This is a genomic window from Streptomyces sp. NPDC025273, from assembly GCF_040638585.1.
Lineage (GTDB): Bacteria > Actinomycetota > Actinomycetes > Streptomycetales > Streptomycetaceae > Streptomyces > Streptomyces cinereorectus.
The window spans coordinates 186,957-207,523 of record NZ_JBEZYP010000011.1 but is presented as its reverse complement, the minus strand read 5'-3'; the positions used below and the strand labels follow the sequence as shown (position 1 = coordinate 207,523).

The 20,567-nt window shown below is 70.6% G+C and carries 15 protein-coding genes; 11 read left to right on the top strand and 4 right to left on the bottom strand.

Annotated elements, in window-relative coordinates; genetic code table 11:
• Positions 1-24 precede the first annotated feature (24 nt).
• From AB0F38_RS20010 to AB0F38_RS20000, 3 genes are read left to right on the top strand one after another with little or no spacing between them, the layout of a single operon-like run.
• Positions 25-753, top strand: coding sequence for a GNAT family N-acetyltransferase (locus AB0F38_RS20010; RefSeq protein WP_361894775.1), 729 nt, complete (start codon positions 25-27; stop codon positions 751-753).
• A gap of 60 nt (positions 754-813) precedes the next feature.
• Complete coding sequence (locus AB0F38_RS20005) at positions 814-2,697, top strand: IucA/IucC family siderophore biosynthesis protein (RefSeq protein ID WP_361894772.1); 1,884 nt, start codon at positions 814-816, stop codon at positions 2,695-2,697.
• A 50-nt stretch (positions 2,698-2,747) separates the two neighbouring features.
• Positions 2,748-4,715 (top strand): ATP-dependent DNA helicase, encoded by a 1,968-nt coding sequence (locus tag AB0F38_RS20000; RefSeq protein ID WP_361894769.1) that lies wholly within the window; start codon positions 2,748-2,750, stop codon positions 4,713-4,715.
• Positions 4,716-4,843: 128 nt separating this feature from the next.
• Here the strand turns inward: AB0F38_RS20000 and lexA are convergent, their stop codons facing one another.
• Positions 4,844-5,641, bottom strand: coding sequence for a transcriptional repressor LexA (lexA, locus tag AB0F38_RS19995; protein ID WP_361894766.1), 798 nt, complete (start codon positions 5,639-5,641; stop codon positions 4,844-4,846).
• A gap of 612 nt (positions 5,642-6,253) precedes the next feature.
• Between lexA and nrdR the strand changes: the two genes are divergently transcribed.
• Together nrdR and AB0F38_RS19985 are read left to right on the top strand one after the other, a co-directional pair.
• The gene (gene nrdR / locus AB0F38_RS19990) at positions 6,254-6,769 is read left to right on the top strand and encodes a transcriptional regulator NrdR (RefSeq protein ID WP_361894763.1); all 516 of its coding nucleotides are present in this window, start codon (positions 6,254-6,256) and stop codon (positions 6,767-6,769) included.
• A gap of 156 nt (positions 6,770-6,925) precedes the next feature.
• Positions 6,926-9,835 carry a vitamin B12-dependent ribonucleotide reductase gene (locus AB0F38_RS19985; RefSeq protein WP_361894760.1) on the top strand — a complete coding sequence of 970 codons (2,910 nt, stop codon included), beginning with the start codon at positions 6,926-6,928 and terminating at the stop codon, positions 9,833-9,835.
• A 521-nt stretch (positions 9,836-10,356) separates the two neighbouring features.
• On the opposite strand, the gene AB0F38_RS19980 is transcribed toward AB0F38_RS19985, so the two are convergent.
• Positions 10,357-10,887 (bottom strand): TerD family protein, encoded by a 531-nt coding sequence (locus tag AB0F38_RS19980; RefSeq protein ID WP_361894758.1) that lies wholly within the window; start codon positions 10,885-10,887, stop codon positions 10,357-10,359.
• Positions 10,888-11,090: 203 nt separating this feature from the next.
• Here AB0F38_RS19980 and AB0F38_RS19975 point away from each other — a divergent pair, with 203 nt between their 5' ends.
• The 6 genes from AB0F38_RS19975 (at position 11,091) to AB0F38_RS19950 (ending at position 17,380) form a co-directional block, all read left to right on the top strand.
• Positions 11,091-11,696, top strand: coding sequence for a YdbC family protein (locus AB0F38_RS19975; protein WP_361894755.1), 606 nt, complete (start codon positions 11,091-11,093; stop codon positions 11,694-11,696).
• A 113-nt stretch (positions 11,697-11,809) separates the two neighbouring features.
• Entirely contained in the window at positions 11,810-12,469 is a 660-nt protein-coding gene (locus tag AB0F38_RS19970) for a histidine phosphatase family protein (RefSeq protein ID WP_361894753.1), read from the top strand.
• Between the two features lie 12 nt (positions 12,470-12,481).
• Positions 12,482-13,390 (top strand): ADP-ribosylglycohydrolase family protein, encoded by a 909-nt coding sequence (locus tag AB0F38_RS19965; RefSeq protein ID WP_361894750.1) that lies wholly within the window; start codon positions 12,482-12,484, stop codon positions 13,388-13,390.
• Positions 13,391-13,656: 266 nt separating this feature from the next.
• Positions 13,657-15,441 carry a DUF4173 domain-containing protein gene (locus AB0F38_RS19960; RefSeq protein ID WP_361894747.1) on the top strand — a complete coding sequence of 595 codons (1,785 nt, stop codon included), beginning with the start codon at positions 13,657-13,659 and terminating at the stop codon, positions 15,439-15,441.
• A 542-nt stretch (positions 15,442-15,983) separates the two neighbouring features.
• Complete coding sequence (locus AB0F38_RS19955; protein WP_361894744.1) at positions 15,984-16,694, top strand: ribonuclease HII; 711 nt, start codon at positions 15,984-15,986, stop codon at positions 16,692-16,694.
• A 62-nt stretch (positions 16,695-16,756) separates the two neighbouring features.
• Positions 16,757-17,380 (top strand): hypothetical protein, encoded by a 624-nt coding sequence (locus tag AB0F38_RS19950; protein WP_361894741.1) that lies wholly within the window; start codon positions 16,757-16,759, stop codon positions 17,378-17,380.
• A 58-nt stretch (positions 17,381-17,438) separates the two neighbouring features.
• On the opposite strand, the gene AB0F38_RS19945 is transcribed toward AB0F38_RS19950, so the two are convergent.
• Both AB0F38_RS19945 and AB0F38_RS19940 read right to left on the bottom strand, forming a co-directional pair.
• Positions 17,439-18,080 (bottom strand): hypothetical protein, encoded by a 642-nt coding sequence (locus tag AB0F38_RS19945; protein ID WP_361894738.1) that lies wholly within the window; start codon positions 18,078-18,080, stop codon positions 17,439-17,441.
• A gap of 216 nt (positions 18,081-18,296) precedes the next feature.
• A complete protein-coding gene (locus AB0F38_RS19940) occupies positions 18,297-20,468 on the bottom strand; it encodes a RecQ family ATP-dependent DNA helicase (RefSeq protein ID WP_361894735.1) in 2,172 nt (723 codons plus the stop codon).
• Between the last annotated feature and the right edge of the window lie 99 nt (positions 20,469-20,567).

The following is a 20,567-nucleotide window of genomic DNA, read 5'->3' as shown; positions in this document are numbered from 1 at the left end:
CACCCACGAGAGGAGAGCGTCCCGGTGCATCCAGCCGACGCGCACACCGAGGCCGGAACCGGCGCCGTTGCCCCACCCGGCGCCACCGGCGTCGAGGACACCCTGGAGCTGCGGCTCACCGAGGAGCTGCTCGCCCTGCTCGGCGACCGCCCGCCGGCGAGCGTCTCCCGGCCGGACGCTCCCGATCTGATCGGCCTGCCCGACACCTGGCGCCCCGTCACCACGCCCGCCGGGGTGTTCCAGCTGGTCGCCGTCGAGGTCGAACGCGACCTCGGGGTGATCAGCCGCTGGATGAACGACCCCGCGGTCGCCGCCTTCTGGGAGCTCGCCGGACCGGAGTCGGTCACCGCCGGGCATCTGTGCCGGCAGCTCGAAGGCGACGGCCGCAGCGTTCCCTGCCTCGGTGTGCTCGGCGGCAGGCCCATGAGCTACTGGGAGATCTACCGGGCGGACCTGGACCCGCTGGCCCGCCACTACCCGGCCCGGCCACACGACACCGGCGTCCACCTCCTCATCGGAGGCGTGGGCAACCGGGGCCGGGGCATCGGCACCGTACTGCTCAGGGCCGTCTCCGACCTCGTGCTGGACAACCGTCCGCCCTGCGCCCGCGTGGTCGCCGAGCCGGACCTCCGCAACACCCCCTCCGTCTCGGCCTTCCTGAGTGCCGGATTCCGCTTCGCCGCCGAGGTCGAACTCCCCGACAAGCGGGCCGCCCTGATGGTCCGCGACCGAGCCCACCGTGCCCAGCTGTGAACGACTTGCCGCACCACACCCACCGCTCGAACCCCATCGGTCACACCCGGAGGAGTCCCCGTGCCGACATATCCTGCGAGCCACACACCGCCGGAGCCCCACCTGCCGCTCGACATACCGGAACTGAACCCGCGGCTGTGGGACCGGGCGGCGGTGCGGCTGCTCGCGAAGATGCTCGGTGAATTCGCCTACGAGGAGGTCGTGGCCCCCGCCCCGCGGGAGGAGGCCCGCAACGGGAGGACCAGCGGCTACGCCCTGGTGCTCGACGACGGCGCCACCCTGCACTTCCGTGCCCGGCGCGGTGTGTACGGCAGTTGGCGCGTGGACCCCGAATCGATCCGCGAGACCCCTGCGGGGACGGCCGCGGAGGGGACTTGGGAGACGGCCCCGGACGGTCGTGGCCACGGCACGGCGTTCCGCGATCCGTTGCGGTTCCTCGCCCGCGCCCGCCGCCTCCTCGGGCTCGACGGCGCGACCCTCGGGCACCTCGTCCGTGAGCTCACCAGCACACTCGTGGCCGACGCCCGGCTGGACCACACCGCGCTCCGAGCGGCACAGCTCGCCGATCTCCCCTACGCCGACCTCGAAGGGCACCAGACCGGCCACCCCTGGCTCGTCGCCAACAAGGGGCGTCTCGGCTTCTCCGCCGCCGACGCGGCCCGCTTCACCCCCGAAGCGCGCTCGGCGACCAGACTCCCCTGGATCGCGGTCGGCAAGCACATGGCGACCTACCGGGGTGTGACCCGGCTCGCCTCCCCCGAGCGCCTCTACGCCCAAGAGCTCGACCCACCCGTCCGGGCCTCTTTCGCCGCCGCCCTGCGCGCCCGCGGACTCGACCCCGAGGGCTACCTGCTCCTGCCGGTGCATCCGTGGCAATGGGACGAGTGGATCGTCCCGCTCTTCGCCCCGGCGATCGCCGACGGCGCCATCGTGCCCCTGCACGCCGACGCCGACCTCAGGCTCCCGCAGCAGTCCATCCGTACGTTCACCAACGTGGGCCGGCCCGACCGGCACACGGTCAAACTGCCGTTGTCGATCCTCAACACCCTCGTCTGGCGCGGCCTTCCGACCGCCCGCACGCTCGCCGCCCCGGCGGTCACCGCCTGGGTCCAGGGACTGTGTGACAACGACCCCTTCCTGCGGGACACCTGCGGGGTCATCCTGCTCGGTGAGGTCGCCTCCGTGGCGGTCGAGCATCCGCTCTACGACCACCTCCCCGAGGCGCCCTACCAGTACAAGGAGATCCTCGGCGCGATCTGGCGGGAGCCCCTGCAGCCGCGGCTTGCACCCGGGGAGCGGGCCCGCACGCTGGCCTCGCTGCTGCACACGGACCCCGAGGGCCGTGCCTTCACCGCCGAGCTCGTCGCCCGCTCCGGTCTGACCCCGGCCGCCTGGCTGACCCGCCTCTTCGCCGTGCTGCTGCCGCCGCTCCTGCACTTCCTGTACCGCTACGGCACCGTCTTCTCCCCGCACGGTGAGAACGCCATCGTCGTGTTCGACGAGAACGACGTGCCGGTATGCCTGGCGATCAAGGACTTCGTCGACGACGTGAACGTCAGCGCCCGGCCGTTGCCCGAGCACGACGGGATGCCGGCGGACGTCCGCGACATCCTGCTGACCGAAGACCCCTCGTTCCTCACCCAGTTCATCCACGCGGGGCTCCTGGTGGGCGTGTTCCGCTATCTCTCCCCGCTCTGCGAGGACCAGCTCGACGTACCGGAGGGTGAATTCTGGTCACTCGTCCGTGCCGAGATCCTGCGCCACCACGCGCGCTTCCCCGAGCTCAAGGAGCGGTTCGAGATCTTCGACATGCTGACACCCACGATCGAACGGCTCTGCCTGAACCGCAACCGTCTGCATCTGGACGGTTACCGTGACCGGCCGGAGCGTCCGCACGCCGCCGTCCACGGCACGGTCCCCAACCCGCTGCACCCCTCCGCGTGAGTCCGGGACCGATCGCTGTTGTCACTGCCGCGCCGTAGGGTGGTCGGGCTATGACGAAGCCATCTCTCCCCGAGCTCCTCCACGCCGCCGTGACCGCCGTCGGCGGTACGGAACGGCCAGGCCAGGTCTCCATGGCCGAGGCCGTTGCCGAGGCCGTCGACGACAACGCCCACCTGCTCGTCCAGGCCGGTACCGGCACGGGCAAGTCCCTCGGTTACCTGGTGCCCGCGCTGGCCCACGGGGAGCGTGTCGTGGTGGCCACGGCTACCCTCGCCCTCCAGCGCCAGCTGGTGGAGCGGGACCTTCCGCGTACGGTCGAGGCCCTGCACCCGCTGCTGCGCCGCCGCCCCCAGTTCGCGATGCTCAAGGGCCGGTCGAACTACCTCTGCCTGCACCGGCTCCACGAAGGGGTCCCGCAGGACGAGGAGGAGGGGCTCTTCGACCAGTTCGAGGCGGCGGCTCCGTCGAGCAAGCTCGGCCAGGACCTGCTGCGTATGCGGGACTGGTCGGACGAGACGGAGACCGGGGACCGGGACGACCTCACCCCGGGTGTGTCGGACCGGGCCTGGGCGCAGGTCTCGGTCTCCTCGCGCGAGTGCCTGGGTGCGACGAAGTGCGCGTACGGGGCCGAGTGCTTCGCCGAGGCGGCCCGCGAGCGGGCCAAGCTCGCCGATGTCGTCGTCACCAACCACGCCCTGCTCGCCATCGACGCGATCGAGGGCGCCCCGGTGCTCCCGCAGCACGAGGTGCTGATCGTCGACGAGGCCCACGAGCTGGTCTCGCGGGTCACGGGGGTGGCCACCGGCGAGCTCACCCCGGGCCAGGTGAACCGTGCGGTGCGCCGTGCGGCGAAGCTGGTGAACGAGAAGGCGGCCGACGCCCTCCAGACCGCCTCCGAGGGGTTCGAGCGGGTCATGGAGCTGGCCCTTCCGGGACGTCTGGAAGAGGTTCCGGAGGACCTCGGCTATGCGCTGATGGCGCTGCGCGACGCCGCCCGTACGGTGATCTCCGCTCTGGGCTCCACCCGGGACAAGTCCGTCCAGGACGAGGACGCCGTCCGGAAACAGGCCATGGCATCGGTCGAGTCCGTCCACAGCGTCGCGGAGCGCATCACCCAGGGTTCCGAGTACGACGTCGTCTGGTACGAGCGTCACGACCGCTTCGGCGCGTCCGTGCGTGTCGCCCCGCTCTCCGTTTCAGGGCTGCTGCGCGAGAAGCTCTTCGCCGACCGCTCGGTGGTCCTGACCTCGGCCACCCTCAAGCTGGGCGGGGACTTCAACGGGGTGGGGGCTTCGCTGGGACTCGCGCCCGAAGGCACGGCGGGCGACGACGTCCCGCAGTGGAAGGGCCTGGACGTCGGCTCCCCGTTCGACTATCCGAAGCAGGGCATCCTGTATGTCGCCCGGCACCTGGCCACGCCCGGCCGGGAGGGATCCCGCACCGACATGCTGGACGAGCTCGCCGAGCTGGTGGACGCGGCCGGGGGGCGCACGCTGGGGCTGTTCTCCTCGATGCGGGCGGCCCAGGCCGCGGCCGAGGAGCTGCGCGGCCGGCAGGACAGAACCATCCTGCTGCAGGGCGAGGAGACGCTCGGGGAACTGATCAAGAACTTCGCCGCAGATCCCGAGACCTGCCTTTTCGGGACGCTGTCGCTGTGGCAGGGCGTCGACGTCCCCGGGCCGAGCTGCCAGCTCGTGGTCATGGACCGGATTCCCTTCCCGCGGCCCGATGACCCGCTGATGAGCGCGCGCCAGAAGGCGGTCGAGGAAGCGGGTGGCAACGGCTTCATGGCGGTCGCGGCGACCCATGCCGCACTGCTCATGGCTCAGGGCGCCGGCCGACTCGTACGTGCCACGGGGGACAAGGGGGTCGTCGCCGTACTCGACCCCCGGCTGGCCAACGCCCGGTACGGGAGCTATCTGCGGGCCTCGCTGCCGGACTTCTGGTACACCACGGACCGGAACCAGGCGAGGCGCTCGCTCGCTGCCATCGACGCGGCGGCCAAGGCCGCCGGGTAGACCGGCCCGGACGCGTACGGGTCCGCCCGTGCGGACGGACGCAACGGGGACGGCCATTTTGCGGGCGGACACGACAGGGCCCCGGAACCGGCGCAGGGATCCCGGGGCCCGGTCCGAACCGGCGGATGTCACACCCGTCGCAGCACCGCCACGACCTTGCCCAGGATGGTCGCCTCGTCGCCGGGAATCGGCTGGTACGCGGAGTTGTGCGGGAGCAGCCAGACATGGCCGTCCTCGCGCTTGAACCGCTTCACCGTGGCTTCGCCGTCCAGCATGGCGGCCACGATGTCCCCGTTCTCCGCGACGGGCTGGCGTCGGACCGTGACCCAGTCGCCGTCCATGATCGCCGCTTCGATCATCGAGTCGCCGACGACCTTCAGGACGAACAGCTCGCCGTCACCGACCAACTGGCGGGGGAGGGGGAAGACGTCCTCGACCGACTCCTCGGCGAGGATCGGCCCACCTGCGGCGATCCTGCCGACCAGCGGTACGTACGAAGCGGCCGGCTTCCCCGTGGTGTCGGTCGGCTGTGTGCTGGGCTGGTCCGAACCGCGGACCTCGTACGCCCGGGGGCGGTGCGGGTCGCGGCGCAGGAAGCCCTTGCGCTCCAGAGCCATCAGCTGGTGGGCGACGGACGAGGTGCTGGACAGCCCCACGGCCTGACCGATCTCCCGCATCGACGGGGGATAGCCCCGGCGCTGCACGGAATCCCGGATGACCTCGATCACGCGCCGCTGCCGGTCCGTGAGCCCTGAACTGTCAGCCCGGATTCCAGGAGGGCGGCCGGGCAAGGAGCGCGCAGGTCGCGCGGGCTCCGGGCCCTCCGTGTTCGTGACTGAGTCATTCATGGCATGCACCGGCTCAAGTCGGCTCTGGGAGCGGTGGTCCTGGGCAGTGATGGTGGCACTGTCTGCGGTGGTGGTCACGTCGGCCCCTCTCGAATGGTCTCCCTAGTGAGGCAACGGTAGTAGCTTTCGAAAGGTTGCGCCAAACACACGTTCGAGTGAAAAACAAATAAAGGACTGTCACGAGCTGGCCGCGCGGTGTATGAGCACGTATCCACCGGCCGGATCGGCCCCGGTCCGGCCGCGGCTGCCATCCGGATCGGAGCGCGAATGCCATCCGGACCCGAGCCTGGATCCCGTGACGGATCCGGGGTTCACGCTAGCCTTCACCGGCCTGCCGCCTGTGTGCGGGGGGTGTGTCCGCGGACGGGCCGGTGTGTGGCCGTGAGGGGTGCCGCGACGTGCCCGCGCCAGTCTGTCACCCGTGGGTCCGCGCGCCTGGCGACCGTGCGTTTCCCTTACTCTCGTGCCGGGCCGTACGCTGCCTCCGGGCCGCCCGGGAAGCGCGACACGCGCTAGGGCTGGAGTGGAGTAAAACCCTAGATCTAGTGGTTGGATCGCCACGGCCGCCCAGAAGTAGTGGTCCTGGTCTCTCGGGGCCGAGCTCATCGCCTATGCTGGTGACTGCCTCGAAGGGTTCGTCCGGACCTGGGCGGGCCATTCAGTCGTGCCGTGAAGGAGGGTTGGGAAACCATGCACTGCCCCTTCTGCAGGCACCCCGACAGCAGGGTCGTCGACAGTCGCACCACGGACGACGGGACGTCGATCCGGCGCCGGCGCCAGTGCCCCGACTGCTCCCGTCGCTTCACGACGGTGGAGACCTGCTCGCTGATGGTGGTCAAGCGGAGCGGCGTGACCGAGCCCTTCAGCCGGACCAAGGTCATCTCGGGTGTCCGCAAGGCATGTCAGGGGCGTCCCGTCACGGAGGACGCACTCGCGAAGCTGGGGCAGCGGGTCGAGGAGGCGGTGCGGGCCACGGGCAGCGCGGAGCTGACCACGCACGACGTCGGTCTCGCCATACTGGGCCCCCTGCAGGAGCTCGACCTCGTCGCGTACCTGCGCTTCGCGTCCGTGTACCGGGCGTTCAATTCGCTCGAAGACTTCGAGGCCGCCATCGCGGAACTCCGCGAGCGACGGCCTCCCGCGGAGAAGGGCGGGAGCGGCGAGACCGGCGAGGTCCCCGCCCCTGCCGCTGTCGCCGCTGACTGATCACCGGCCGGCCGGTGGGAGCGGCAAGGCCCCAAGCGGGCGGCAACAAGACCTGTTCCGTGGCGCCGTACGTGGCGTCCGGAGCATCAGACACAGACTGTGCCCTGGGAAGATATGGGCATTTCAGGGCGTTTTTGCCCACATATGGGAGGCGGCATGACAGAGACGGCGAGCGGCCCGGCACGAGGTTCCCGCACCAAGGGGACCAAGTCGACTGCGACCAAGCAGGGCCTGCGCATCGAGCGCATCCACACCTCTCCCGGCGTGCACCCGTACGACGAGGTCGCGTGGGAGCGCCGTGACGTCGTCATGACCAACTGGCGCGACGGCTCGATCAACTTCGAGCAGCGTGGCGTCGAGTTCCCCGACTTCTGGTCGGTGAACGCGGTCAACATCGTCACCAGCAAGTACTTCCGGGGTGCGGTCGGCACGCCCCAGCGCGAGACCGGTCTGCGACAGCTGATCGACCGGATCGTGAAGACGTACCGGAAGGCCGGCGAGGACTACGACTACTTCGCCTCTCCCACGGACGCCGAGATCTTCGAGCACGAGCTGGCGTACGCCCTCCTGCACCAGATCTTCAGCTTCAACTCGCCGGTCTGGTTCAACGTCGGCACACCCCAGCCGCAGCAGGTCTCGGCCTGCTTCATCCTGGCCGTCGACGACTCCATGGAGTCGATCCTCGACTGGTACAAGGAAGAGGGAATGATCTTCAAGGGCGGTTCGGGCGCCGGCCTGAACCTCTCCCGTATCCGCTCCTCCAAGGAACTGCTCTCGTCCGGTGGTAACGCCTCCGGCCCTGTCTCCTTCATGCGGGGCGCCGACGCGTCCGCCGGAACGATCAAGTCCGGTGGCGCGACCCGCCGCGCGGCCAAGATGGTCATTCTCGACGTCGACCACCCCGACATCGAGAACTTCATCGAGACCAAGGTGAAGGAGGAGGAGAAGATCCGCGCCCTGCGCGACGCGGGCTTCGACATGGACCTGGGCGGCGACGACATCACGTCCGTCCAGTACCAGAACGCCAACAACTCGGTCCGCGTGAACGACGAGTTCATGAAGGCCGTCGAGTCCGGCGGCAGGTTCGGCCTGCGCGCCCGCATGACCGGTGAGGTCATCGAAGAGGTCGAGGCCAAGTCCCTCTTCCGCAAGATGGCCGAGGCGGCCTGGGCCTGTGCCGACCCGGGCATCCAGTACGACGACACGATCAACCAGTGGCACACCTGCCCGGAGTCCGGCCGGATCAACGGCTCGAACCCCTGCAGCGAGTACATGCACCTGGACAACACCTCGTGCAACCTCGCCTCGCTGAACCTGATGAAGTTCCTCAAGGACGACGGTGAGGGACACCAGTCCTTCGAGGCCGAGCGCTTCGCCAAGGTCGTCGAGCTGGTCATCACCGCGATGGACATCTCGATCTGCTTCGCGGACTTCCCGACCCAGAAGATCGGCGAGAACACCCGCGCCTACCGCCAGCTGGGCATCGGGTACGCCAACCTGGGCGCCCTCCTGATGGCGACCGGCCACGCGTACGACAGCGACGGCGGCCGTGCGCTCGCCGGGGCCATCACGTCATTGATGACCGGTACCTCCTACCGGCGCTCCGCCGAGCTCGCCGCGGTCGTCGGTGCGTACGACGGCTACGCCCGCAACGCCGAGCCGCACCAGCGCGTCATGAAGCAGCACTCCGATGCCAACGGCAGGGCCGTCCACGTGGACGACCTGGACTCGCCGATCTGGGCCGCCGCCACGGAGGCCTGGCAGGACGTGATCCGCCTCGGCGCGAAGAACGGCTTCCGCAACGCGCAGGCCTCGGTTATCGCCCCCACCGGCACCATCGGTCTCGCGATGTCCTGCGACACCACCGGCCTGGAGCCCGACCTCGCCCTGGTCAAGTTCAAGAAGCTGGTCGGCGGCGGCTCGATGCAGATCGTCAACGGCACTGTGCCGCAGGCGCTGCGCCGCCTCGGCTACCAGCCGGAGCAGATCGAGGCGATCGTCGCCCACATCGCCGACAACGGCAACGTGATCGACGCCCCCGGTCTGAAGACCGAGCACTACGAGGTCTTCGACTGCGCGATGGGCGAGCGTTCCATCTCCGCGATGGGCCACGTCCGCATGATGGCGGCCATCCAGCCGTGGATCTCGGGCGCCCTGTCCAAGACGGTCAACCTGCCGGAGACGGCGACCGTCGAGGACGTCGAGGAGGTCTACTTCGAGGCCTGGAAGATGGGCGTCAAGGCGCTCGCGATCTACCGCGACAACTGCAAGGTCGGCCAGCCCCTCTCCGCCAAGACCAAGGAGAAGGCGAAGGAGGCGGTCACCGCCAAGGCCGAGGACACCATTCGTACGGCCGTCGAGAAGGTCGTCGAGTACCGCCCGGTCCGCAAGCGTCTGCCCAAGGGCCGTCCGGGGATCACCACCTCCTTCACGGTGGGTGGAGCCGAGGGCTACATGACCGCCAATTCCTACCCGGACGACGGTCTGGGTGAGGTCTTCCTGAAGATGTCCAAGCAGGGCTCGACCCTCGCGGGCATGATGGACGCCTTCTCGATCGCGGTCTCGGTGGGTCTGCAGTACGGCGTGCCACTGGAGACGTACGTTTCCAAGTTCACCAACATGCGCTTCGAGCCGGCCGGTATGACGGACGACCCGGACGTGCGGATGGCGCAGTCGATCGTCGACTACATCTTCCGCCGCCTGGCGCTCGACTTCCTGCCGTTCGAGACCCGTTCGGCGCTCGGCATCCACTCCGCCGAGGAGCGCCAGCGTCACCTGGACACCGGTTCGTACGAGCCCTCCTTCGGGGACGACGAGCTCGATGTCGAGAGCCTGGCGCAGTCCGCTCCCCTCCAGATGGAGCCGCTGAAGGCGGTCGCGTCGCCCAAGGAGAGCGCTGCCGAGAAGCCCGCTCCGAGGACGGCGCACACCTCGGCAGAGCTGGTCGAGATGCAGCTCGGCATCAGCGCGGACGCTCCGCTCTGCTTCTCCTGCGGTACGAAGATGCAGCGCGCGGGGTCCTGCTACATCTGCGAGGGCTGCGGCTCGACCAGCGGCTGCAGCTGACAGCGGACCGAAGCCTGAAGGGGAGGGGCACCGGCCATGGCCGGTGCCCCTCCCCCGTTGTCACGTCTTCGCCGTGCCGGTCGCGGGCGGCGGTGGTGGTGCAGGACGACGCCGCTGCCGAAGGTCCGGGTTCCGGCGAGCCGCGGATTCACGGGTGCGGAATCGGCACCGGCCACGGGGAACAGGCCGGTCCTTGAGTGCGAGGACGTCCCCGACGACGGCGTCGGGCACCTCGCGGCTGTTCCGGTCCGCTTGTCCCAGGGGCCGGGGAACACGATCGTGGGTTCCGGGGCTCAGGAGCTCGGGTGTACGCCGCCAGGTCCTGGCGGACTGGGCCGCCTGACCGGTGTCCGGCGTGTCCGCGTCCGCGGCGGGCCGGAGTCCGCGATCAGTTCGTAGGGGGCCCGCCCGTCCTCCGGGACAGCGCTCATCGCTCCCGGCAGGCCGTCGACGTCCGGGTGCGAGCGTCGTGGACCGGACGCGGTTCTCGCCGGGACCCGGGTGCGCGGGCCCGTCGGATATCAGACCACGCGGTTTCCCATCACCGCGGCGAAGGAATCAGGATCGCCGTCGAATCCGCGAACGGCCGCGTGGAATCCCCAGGATCCCGTCGCGTCCCGGGTGAATTCGGCGACCACGGCCGCCGTGGCCGCGTGCACTCCGGAGAAGTCGTCCTCCACCAGGTTGGTGTAGCCCTCACGGATCTGCACCGCCGTCTGCTCTATCTGGCCGAAGGTCTTGCGGCCGTCGCGCTGCTGGATGGCGACGCCGACGACGACCCTGGCGTACGCGTCCGACAGCCGGTTCAGCTCGATCGTCATGACCTCGTCGAAACCGAAACCCAGACCGGTCCTGCTGTCCCGGTTCAGGGTGATCGTGCCGTCGGGCGACCTGCTGTCGAAGTGCACGAGGTACGCGGGGCTGCCGTACGGCGCGCTCGTCTCGTAGGTGGCCGCGATGATGTCGAGGTCGTTGGCCGGCTCACCGGTCGGACTCGGGTCCCACTTGACCCTCACTTCAACCTTGTCGATGTCCTTTTTGGGAGTGCTCATCGGACTTCCCTTCCTGCTGATGGGCCGACGGAACTCTTGCACCTCAGATCATGTCCGTAACTGTCGGTGGATCCAACCGCGTTGGGAACGGAAGGCGGAATCGGGCCATCGCGTGGCCCGATATGGTCCGGCGCCCATGCCCTCCTGCTGGCGGCCCGTCAGGCGCGTGACCCGTGCCACTCCGGGCGCCGTACGATGGCGCAGTGCTGGTCAAGTGGATTCGTTGCACCGTGGTGGACCGTCGCGGTTTCGGGCGGGGGCAGCGAAAGTGGGCGGGGCTGCTCGACGAACCCGGATTCAGGGGCCAGGGCGGCGGGTGGAGCCGGGGGCGGCCCGAGGTCGCCCACGTGTTCGCCTTCTGGGAGAACCGTGTCTTCTACGACGCGTTCATGGCCCGTGAACACGACAGGCTGGCCGCCGGGCAGTCCGGCATGTACAGGGACATGCAGGTCAAGCTTTTCGAGTACCGGTTCGATGTGAAGACCGGCTTCGAGCCGCACTTCACCGACGCGGACGTGGTCAGGGTGGCGCACAGCCAGGTGCGGGAGGACCGCGTCGACCACTTCGCCCTCATGCAGGAGCGGGTGTGGAACCCGGCGATGGCCGGTTCTCCTGGCATGCTGCGCGGAGTTTTCGGGGAGGCACCGGGGCGCGAGTTCCTGGTGCTGTCGATGTGGCAGTCGAGCGCCGAGCGGGGCAAGTACCGGCCCGAGAGCATCGCCCGGCTCTCGGCTCGGGCGGAGACCGAGAGGGACGTCGAGGCCCTGACGGGGGACGTGGTGCAGCTGGAACCGTCCTGGACGGTCTGACCTGTGGCGTTTCGGTGGGTTTCACGGTCGCGTCGGTCGTTTCCTTGGTCACATGTGGCGGAGGGGGCTCGCACGACTGCTCGATCGCCCCGGTCGGCATCTAGGCTCGATACATGGCACGACCGCACCGCATCGTTCTCGTCCGGCACGGTGAGTCCGAGGGCAATGCCGACGACACGGTCTACGAACGGGAACCCGACCACGCGCTGAGGCTGACCGCGACCGGTCTGCGTCAGGCGCGGGAGACGGGCGCCGGGCTGCGCGAACAGTTCGGGGCCGAGCGGGTCAGCGTCTACGTCTCGCCCTACCGCCGCACGCACGAGACGTTCAGATCGTTCGGTCTCGACCTGGAGCACGTACGGGTCAGGGAGGAGCCCCGGCTGCGCGAGCAGGACTGGGGCAACTGGCAGGACCGGGAAGACGTCCGGCTGCAGAAGGCCTACCGGGACGCGTACGGACACTTCTTCTACCGCTTCGCGCAGGGAGAGTCCGGTGCCGACGTGTACGACCGTGTCGGAGCGTTCCTGGAGAGCCTCCACCGCAGCTTCGAGGACCCCGATCATCCGGAGAACGTCCTGCTGGTCACCCATGGACTGACCATGCGGCTCTTCTGCATGCGCTGGTTCCACTGGTCGGTGGCGGAGTTCGAATCGCTGTCCAATCCTGGGAACGGCGAGACCAGAACGCTGCTGCTCGGTGAGAACGGCCGCTATACGCTCGACCGGCCCTTCGAGCGGTGGCGCACCCCTGAGCCGTACGGGATCACCGGATAGAGTGGCAGGGCGATGACCGTTGACTCCGCTTCCGACCGACGCTTCGAACGTGCCATGGCCAGCCTGCGTGGACTGTCCGTGGGAGATGCCCTCGGCTCCCAGTTCTTCGTCCCGGCCCATTATCCCCTGCTCAAGAGCAGGGCTCTGCCGCCCGGCGACTGGCAGTGGACCGACGACACCGAGATGGCCTGCTCCGTGGTCGCCGTGCTGGCCGCCCACGGGCGCATCGACCAGGACGCGCTCGCCCTGTCCTTCGCCCGGCACCACGATTTCGACCGGGGCTACGGGCCCGCGGTGAACCGCATGCTCCGGCTGGTCAGGGAGGGCGGCGACTGGCGGGAGCTGGCGTCCGCGCTCTTCCAGGGACAGGGTTCCTGGGGGAACGGTTCGGCCATGCGTATCGCACCGCTGGGCGCCTGGTACGCGGATGACCCGGAGCAGGCCACGCATCAGGCGGAGATCTCTTCGTACACCACGCATCAGCACCGTGAGGCCGTGGTCGGGGCCATGGCCGTAGCGGCCGCCTCCTCGCTCGTGGCCGCGCCGGACGGGCCGCCCACGCCGGAGGCACTGCTGGACGGTGTCGTCGCGCTCGTGCCGCGCAGCGCCGTCGGTGCCGGGCTGCGCAGGGCGCGCGACATGCTGGACTATCGGGACGCGGGGACGGTCGCCGCGGTGCTCGGCAACGGGCGCCGCACCAGCGCGCACGACACCGTTCCCTTCGCTCTCTGGTCGGCCGCGCGAAGCCTCGGCGACTTCGAGCGGGCCTTCTGGGTGACGGCTCAGGCCGGCGGTGACGTGGACACCACGTGCGCCATCGTCGGCGGAGTGGTCGCCGCGGGCGCGGCCGGTGCTCCGCCGGCCGACTGGCTGGCCCGGACGGAAGAACCGCCGGACTGGCTCCCGCGGTCGCCCGGCTGACCCTCCGCCGGTCTGCGTCCGCCGAAGGGCTCCGAGTCGTTCCGGGCCCGGCGCCGCACTGTTCGCCGGGAACGGTCCCGCCCGTCGTGCCCCGCCCACTGTCACGGTCCTGCCACAGCGCGCCCCCAGGGCGGTCGACAGGTCCGAGCAGGGCTACCCTTTCGGCCACACAGCCCTCATTGATCTTGAAGGGCGTGCGCCTGAGAGAGTCCGGGCCACCGCGCCGCGATGCGGCCGCGCGACGGACCCGGTGGGGGAGGGGTCCCATGTCCGATCAACCGTCCGGGCCGAACAGCCGGCCGGAGACGTCGGCGTCGTCCGAGGACGCCGTGAAGTCCGCACCCGGCGCCGTGCCCGGGGCCCGGAGCCGTGCAGCCTCCGGGGTGCCCGGCCGGGAGGGGACGGCACCGCAGGAGTCCGTCGGGGCGGCGTCGTCGGTCCCACCACAGAATTCCGGGCCGTACGTGCCGGTGGTGCCCGCGTACCTCAAGGCACCGCCGCCCCCGTCCGATCCATGGCAGCGCCGTGCACAGGGGTACCAGCCCGGCACGCTGTCCCGGCTGAGGCCCTCCGAGCCGCCCGCGATCGGAGCCGCGACGCTCTGGTCCGTCCTCGCCACCGGAGTGCTCAGCGCTCTGCTGCTCGGCGACGGCCTGGGCCTGAACCTGCTGATCGTCGCGGTGCCCGCGGCCCTCGCGGCGTTCTTCGCCGCACGGACAGCAGGCCGCGGACTCCGGCCCTGGACCGCGGTCTGGGCGGTCGGCGGCCTGGCACTCCTGACCGTACCGGCGCTCCGGGACGCGGGATGGCCGACCTTCCTCGCCGTGGTGTCCGCCGCGGCCCTCGGCTCGCTCGCCCTGCACGGCAGCCGGAGCTGGCCGGGGGTGCTGCTCGGATCGCTGGGGCTGTTCCCGTCGGTCGCGGCCGGCCTCCGCTGGGGCTGGCGTGGTGTGCGCGACCGTGCGGACGATTCCCAGGGCCGTGTGCGGACCGCGGTGCGCAGCTCCGCGGTCGCCCTCGTGCTGCTCGTCGTGTTCGGTGCGCTCTTCGCCAGTGCCGACGCCGCCTTCGCCGACCTCCTGGGCAGCCTCACCCCCGATGCGTCGGTCGGTGACAGCCCGTGGCGGGTGCTCCTCTTCGTGCTCGGCCTCGCCGGTGCCCTCGCCGCCGCGTACAGCGCTGCCGCGCCGGTGCGCTGGGACGGCATCACCGTCCGCCCGGGACCGGCGCGGGGCCGGGCGGAGTGGGCACTGCCACTGATCGGGCTCAACCTGCTCTTCGCGGCGTTCATCGCACTCCAGCTGGCCGTCCTGCTGGGCGGCTACGACAAGGTGCTGGAGGAGACCGGGCTCACCCCGGCCGCGTACGCGCGCCAGGGTTTCTGGCAGCTGCTCTGGGCCACGGTCCTGACCCTGCTCGTCATCGCACTCGCACTGCGCTGGGCCCCGCGCGGCGGAGCGCGCGACCGCACTCTGGTCCGGAGCGTGCTCGGTGTCCTGTGCGTTCTCACGCTCGTAGTCGTGGCCTCCGCGCTGCGCCGCATGGACCTGTACGTGGACGCCTTCGGCCTGACCAGGCTGCGGATCTCCGTCACCGCCGTGGAGCTCTGGCTCGGGGTCGTGCTGGTCCTCATCCTCGCGGCGGGCGTCTTCGGCGCGAAGCTGCTGCCGCGCGCCATCGCTGTGAGTGCCGCCACCGGTGTCCTCGTCTTCGGGCTGATCTCGCCCGACGGGCTGATCGCGGAGCAGAGCGTCCAGCGGTACCGCTCCGACAGGACGATCGACATCCTGTACCTTCGCGATCTCTCGGCCGATGCCGTACCGGCGTTGAACACCCTGCCGGAGCCGCTGCGGTCCTGTGCGCTGGAGAGGATCCAGCGCGACCTGGAGGCCTCGGACGCCCCGTGGTACGCCTCCAGCTGGGGCGAAGCCAGGGCCCGGGACATCCTGAGGGAACATGCCGCCGAGGACCACGGGAGCGCGTGCTACGGCTTCGGCAGGTACGACAGCGAGCGGGAGGGGTACGAGGAGGACTCCTACGACCCGTACTGATTCCGGATACGTCGCTGATGTCCGGGCAGCACCGTGCGGGCCGTCTCCCGGAGGGCGGCCCGCAGTGGTGTCCGGACCGTTCCACGCGCGAGGCCCGGGTCTGTTCGGCGACCGCTCCTTCGCGAGTGCGACCGGCCGAGCGTAGGCCTTGGGCCTCCGTGGCATGATCGAAACCCCACTGCGGCCTTCCGGGAGGTCCTCGGCCACGGTGTCGCACCGGCCGGGTACCGGTGGGACGCCAGGAGTGGAATGGTGCTCGACGCCGTGTTTGCGATGATGACGTAACGCGAAGAGGCGTGCGGAAGCGAATGGTCGGAGGTGGCGGCACGCCGGTGACCGACCAGGTGGTGGTGTCGCCCTGCCGTACGTGAGACCCGCGCCTCCCGTCCGTGCGGCCCGTGCCTTCGTGTGTGAGCCCCCGACGGACGCCGCGGCGCACCGGGCCGGCCGCGTTCCGCGCACGGCCGGACGCGGACAGAGTCCTGTCGACCGGTGCCCCGGGGTGTTCTTGGCGTGACCATCGGCGTACCCTGGCAGGCGCCATGCCGTACGAACCACCCACGCACACCGTCGAGCGCTCACTGCGCGCTACCTCCGGTGCCAGGACCGTCGCCGGTGTCGATGAGGTCGGACGCGGAGCGTGGGCCGGCCCCGTCACCGTGTGTGCGGCCGTCACCGGCCTCCGCAGACCCCCCGAGGGCCTCACCGACTCCAAGCTGATCAGTCCCAAGCGCCGTGCGGAACTCGCACCACTGCTCGAGGACTGGGTCACGGCCTACGGGCTGGGGCACGCCTCACCGCTGGAGATCGACGGCCTCGGCATGACAGCCGCACTCCGGCTCGCCGCGGTCAGGGCCCTCGATGCCCTGCCCGTACGGCCGGACGCCGTGATCCTCGACGGCAAGCACGACTACCTGGGTTCGCCCTGGAACGTCCGCACCGTGATCAAGGGTGACCAGTCCTGTATCGCCGTCGCCGCGGCCTCGGTGATCGCGAAGGTCCGCCGGGACACGATGATGGCCGAACTGGGCGCGGATTCGGGGCAGTACGCAGACTTCGCCTTCGGCGCGAACGCGGGATATCCGTCCCCGGTACACCGGGCCGCGCTGGAGGAGTGGGGACCCACACCTCACCATCGCCTCAGCTGGGCTTATCTCGACGCGCTGCCGCGGTGGCAGCATCTGAAGAAGGTCCGATCGTCCGCCGAGGCGGCGGCAGCGGAAAGCGGGGGCCAGCTCGGCTTCGACTTCTGATCGCACAGGCGTACCCACCCGGCGCGCAGCGCCGGCGAGTTCCGATGGACAACCAACCACTCATGCCTCTTATCCCCGAGGAGCCTCAGATTCCCGAGAGCGCCCAGGGTCCCCGCGTCACTCCGGCCGCCGGCCGCACCGCGCCGACCCCCCGCCCCGTACCTGGTCCGCGTTCCGCGGCCACGCCGCGTCCCGGACATCCGGGCCCCGGCCCCGCGCGGCCCGCGCCGCGTCCCACACCCGCCCCTCCCGCCGCGGTGCGCCCTGCCGGGCGCACACAGCAGGAGAATCGTTCCGCGGCGCAGCTCCAGCTGATCCCGACCCCGGTGGACGGTGCGCTCGACGCAGCCGACGAGGCCGTCGACCTGCTGCTCGACTCGGGCCGTGCACCGGGTGACATCCTGGTCCTGGCCACGGGCGAGCAGCACCCCTGGGCCGCGCACGAACTCTCCTTCGGGGAGGCCGTGTACTGGGCCCAGCACGACGCCGGCGACGATGTCTTCTTCGCGCACGCGTCGAAGATCGACCGCTGCGCGTCCCGTCCGGTGGTCGTCGTCGCCGTGAACGGCGGCATCGATGACAGCACCGCCCGCGCGCTGTCCGTCGCGCGTGAGCGCGCCGGTGCGCTGCTGATCGCCTGCGGAGACCCGCAGACCATCAACTCCGTGCTCGGCGCCGGCGTCTGAGCCGTACTCCCGTGGGTCCCGGCCGTCCGTGAGGGCGACCGGGACCCACGTCCCGTCTTCAGCGGGCGGCGGTCCTCCGCAGCGCCTCCGAGGCCCCGCCACCGGTGCGCAGCGGAGCCGGATCGTCATCGGCGAAGGCATCGGCCAGGGCGGACGGCTGGGACAGGGAACTGGGCCGGCGGCCGCCCCTGCCCTCGCCGAGGACCTGCCAGCCTCCCCGAGTCAGGGTGATGTACGCCCCGCAGCGCAGACCGTGGAGCGTGCAGGCATCCCGCAGCCCCCACATCCACGCCCCGTCCTCCTCGGTCCACCGCTCGTCCCCCTCGCGGCAGTAGAGCAGGACCGCCGTGCGCACGGGGGTGCGGCGGCGCAGGTCGTGCGGCACGACCCGGCGCAGATGGGCCAGCAAGGAGTTGCGGAACTCCCAGCCGTCGGCGGCCATGGTGGTGCGCCGGGCGAACGAGGCGCTGGCCGTGAGCCGTTCCTCATGGTCGAGGACGGCGACGACGGCGGTGGCCGGGGTCGGTCTGTGCCGCGCGTGGAGGCCGCTGACGACCTCACGCGGGTTGCGCAGCAGGGGTATGCCGGCCGCCGCCCACTCGGCCGGTTCGAGCATCCGGGCAAGGCTGTTGACGGAGCCCGCGGACACCGGGGACGCCGACAGTGAAGTGGCTGCGGACGGAGCGAATCCGAAGGTCATGGTCCTCCCTTCGCTACGCGCCCACGGTGCGGGCAGGGTCGAGTGAGGGCGCGCCGCGGCACAGCCCTTCCTGGCCCGCGAAGGGACGGTGCGGGGAGCGAGTCCAATTCTTCCTGTCGTATCGGCAGGCGGCAACGAGCAATTGGTGCGGCTGACGGATATCGGGCGGAATGACACAGATATCCCTGCCCGTTCGGTGCCGGGACGAAGCCATCGTCATGCCTGAACGGCGAGGACCAGCGGAAACACCCCTTCGGCGCCTGCCCGGCGCAGGAGCCGGGCCGCGACGGCGAGCGTCCAGCCGGTGTCGGAGAGATCGTCCACGAGCAGGACGGGGCCTCCCGCCGTCGTGAGCGCCTCGGCCAGTGAGGACTCCACGACCAGGGCCTCGTGCAGGGCCCGCACCCGCTGGGCGCTGTTGGTCTGTGAGAAGCGGAGATCCTCGGTCCCCGGTGCGTAGGAGACGGTTCCCAGCAGGGGCATCCGGCCCACCTCGGCGATACCGCTGCCCAGTGAGTGGACCAGCTGTGGCCTGCGACGCGAGGCCACCGTCACGACACCGACGGGCCGGGGCGCCGCGTCCGGAGCACCGGAGGCCCAACCGCCCGGTCCCTTCGCCCAGTCGGTGATGACCGTGACCACCGCCTTCGCCACGTCGTCGGGAACGGAGGCGTCCGGCGCCTCGGCCGCGAGCATCGGGCGGAGCCTGTTGCCCCAGCCGATGTCGGAGAGCCTGCCGAGCGCCCGGCCGGGGAACGCCAGCTCGCCCGCCGGGATGCGGCCCTTGAGATCCACTCCCACCGCCGCCAGCCCGGTGGGCCACATCTTGCGGGGCTCCACCTCCACCCCGGGACGGCCGAGTTCGCCCCGCGCCTCGTCCAGGGTGTCGGTGGAGACCTTGTCGTCGAACCGTGCTCCCGCACAGTTGTCACAGCGTCCGCACGCCGTGGCCTCCTCGTCGTCCAACTGGCGCCGGAGGAACTCCATGCGGCAGCCGGTACCCGAGGCGTAGTCCCGCATGGCCTGCTGCTCGGCGGCCCGCTGCCGGGCGACCCAGGCGTAGCGCTCGGCGTCGTAGACCCAGGGCTCGCCCGTGGAGATCCAGCCGCCCTTCACCCGCTTCACCGCACCGTCGACGTCCAGAACCTTGAGCATCGTCTCCAGGCGGGTGCGCCGCAGATCGACCAAGGGCTCCATCGCGGGCAGCGAGAGGGGGCGGCCCGCCTGGGCGAGTACATCCAGGGTGCGCCGCACCTGCTCCTCGGGAGGGAAGGCGACCGAGGCGAAATACTGCCAGATGGCCTCGTCCTCCTTGCCGGGCAGCAGCAGGACCTCGGCGTGCTCGACCCCACGTCCCGCACGTCCGACCTGCTGGTAGTACGCGATGGGGGAGGACGGCGATCCGAGGTGCACGACGAACCCGAGGTCGGGCTTGTCGAAACCCATGCCCAGCGCCGACGTGGCCACCAGGGCCTTGACCTTGTTGGCCAGCAGATCGTCCTCGGCCTGCTGCCGGTCGGCGTTCTCCGTCCGGCCGGTGTACGAGGTCACCGTGTGCCCGCACCTGCGCAGGTACGACGTGACCTCCTCGGCGGCCGCGACCGTGAGCGTGTAGATGATCCCGGAGCCCGGGAGCTCGCCGAGGTGATCGCCCAGCCAGGCCAGGCGGTGCGCGGCATTGGGCAGTTGGAGCACACCGAGACTCAGGCTCTCCCGGTCCAGCGGGCCACGCAGGACCAGCGCGTCGGTGCCCGCGCCCGTGCCGAGCTGTTCCGCGACGTCCGCGGTCACGCGCGCATTGGCTGTCGCCGTGGTGGCGAGCACCGGGACGCCCGGGGGGAGATCCGCGAGCATGGTCCGCAGCCGTCGGTAGTCCGGCCGGAAGTCGTGCCCCCAGTCGGAGATGCAGTGTGCCTCGTCGACCACCAGCAGACCGGTCGCGGCGGCGAGCTCCGGCAGCACCTGGTCGCGGAAGTCGGGGTTGTTGAGGCGCTCGGGGCTGACCAGCAGCACATCCACCTCCCCCGCCGCCACCTCCGCCCGTACGGTGTCCCATTCCTCGGTGTTCGAGGAGTTGATGGTGCGGGCGCTGATGCCGGCCCTGGCGGCGGCGGTCACCTGGTTGCGCATCAGCGCCAGCAGGGGCGAGACGATCACGGTCGGGCCGCTGCCCTGCGCCCGCAGCAGAGAGGTCGCCACGAAATACACCGCGGACTTGCCCCATCCCGTCCGCTGCACGACCAGGGCCCTGCGCTTGTCGGCGACGAGCGCCTCGATGGCCCGCCACTGGTCCTCACGCAGCCGGGCAGCGCCGGTGGCGTCCCCGACGAGGCGGGCGAGTACGGAATCGGCCGAGGCCCTGAGCTCTGCGCGGTCTGGGTTGGTCATGCCCCCATGCAACCCGATGCCCGCGGCAAACCGCGAACGACCGCCCGCCCCTGTGGACAACTTTATCCACAGGGGTCGCGGAAAACGGCGGACCGCGGG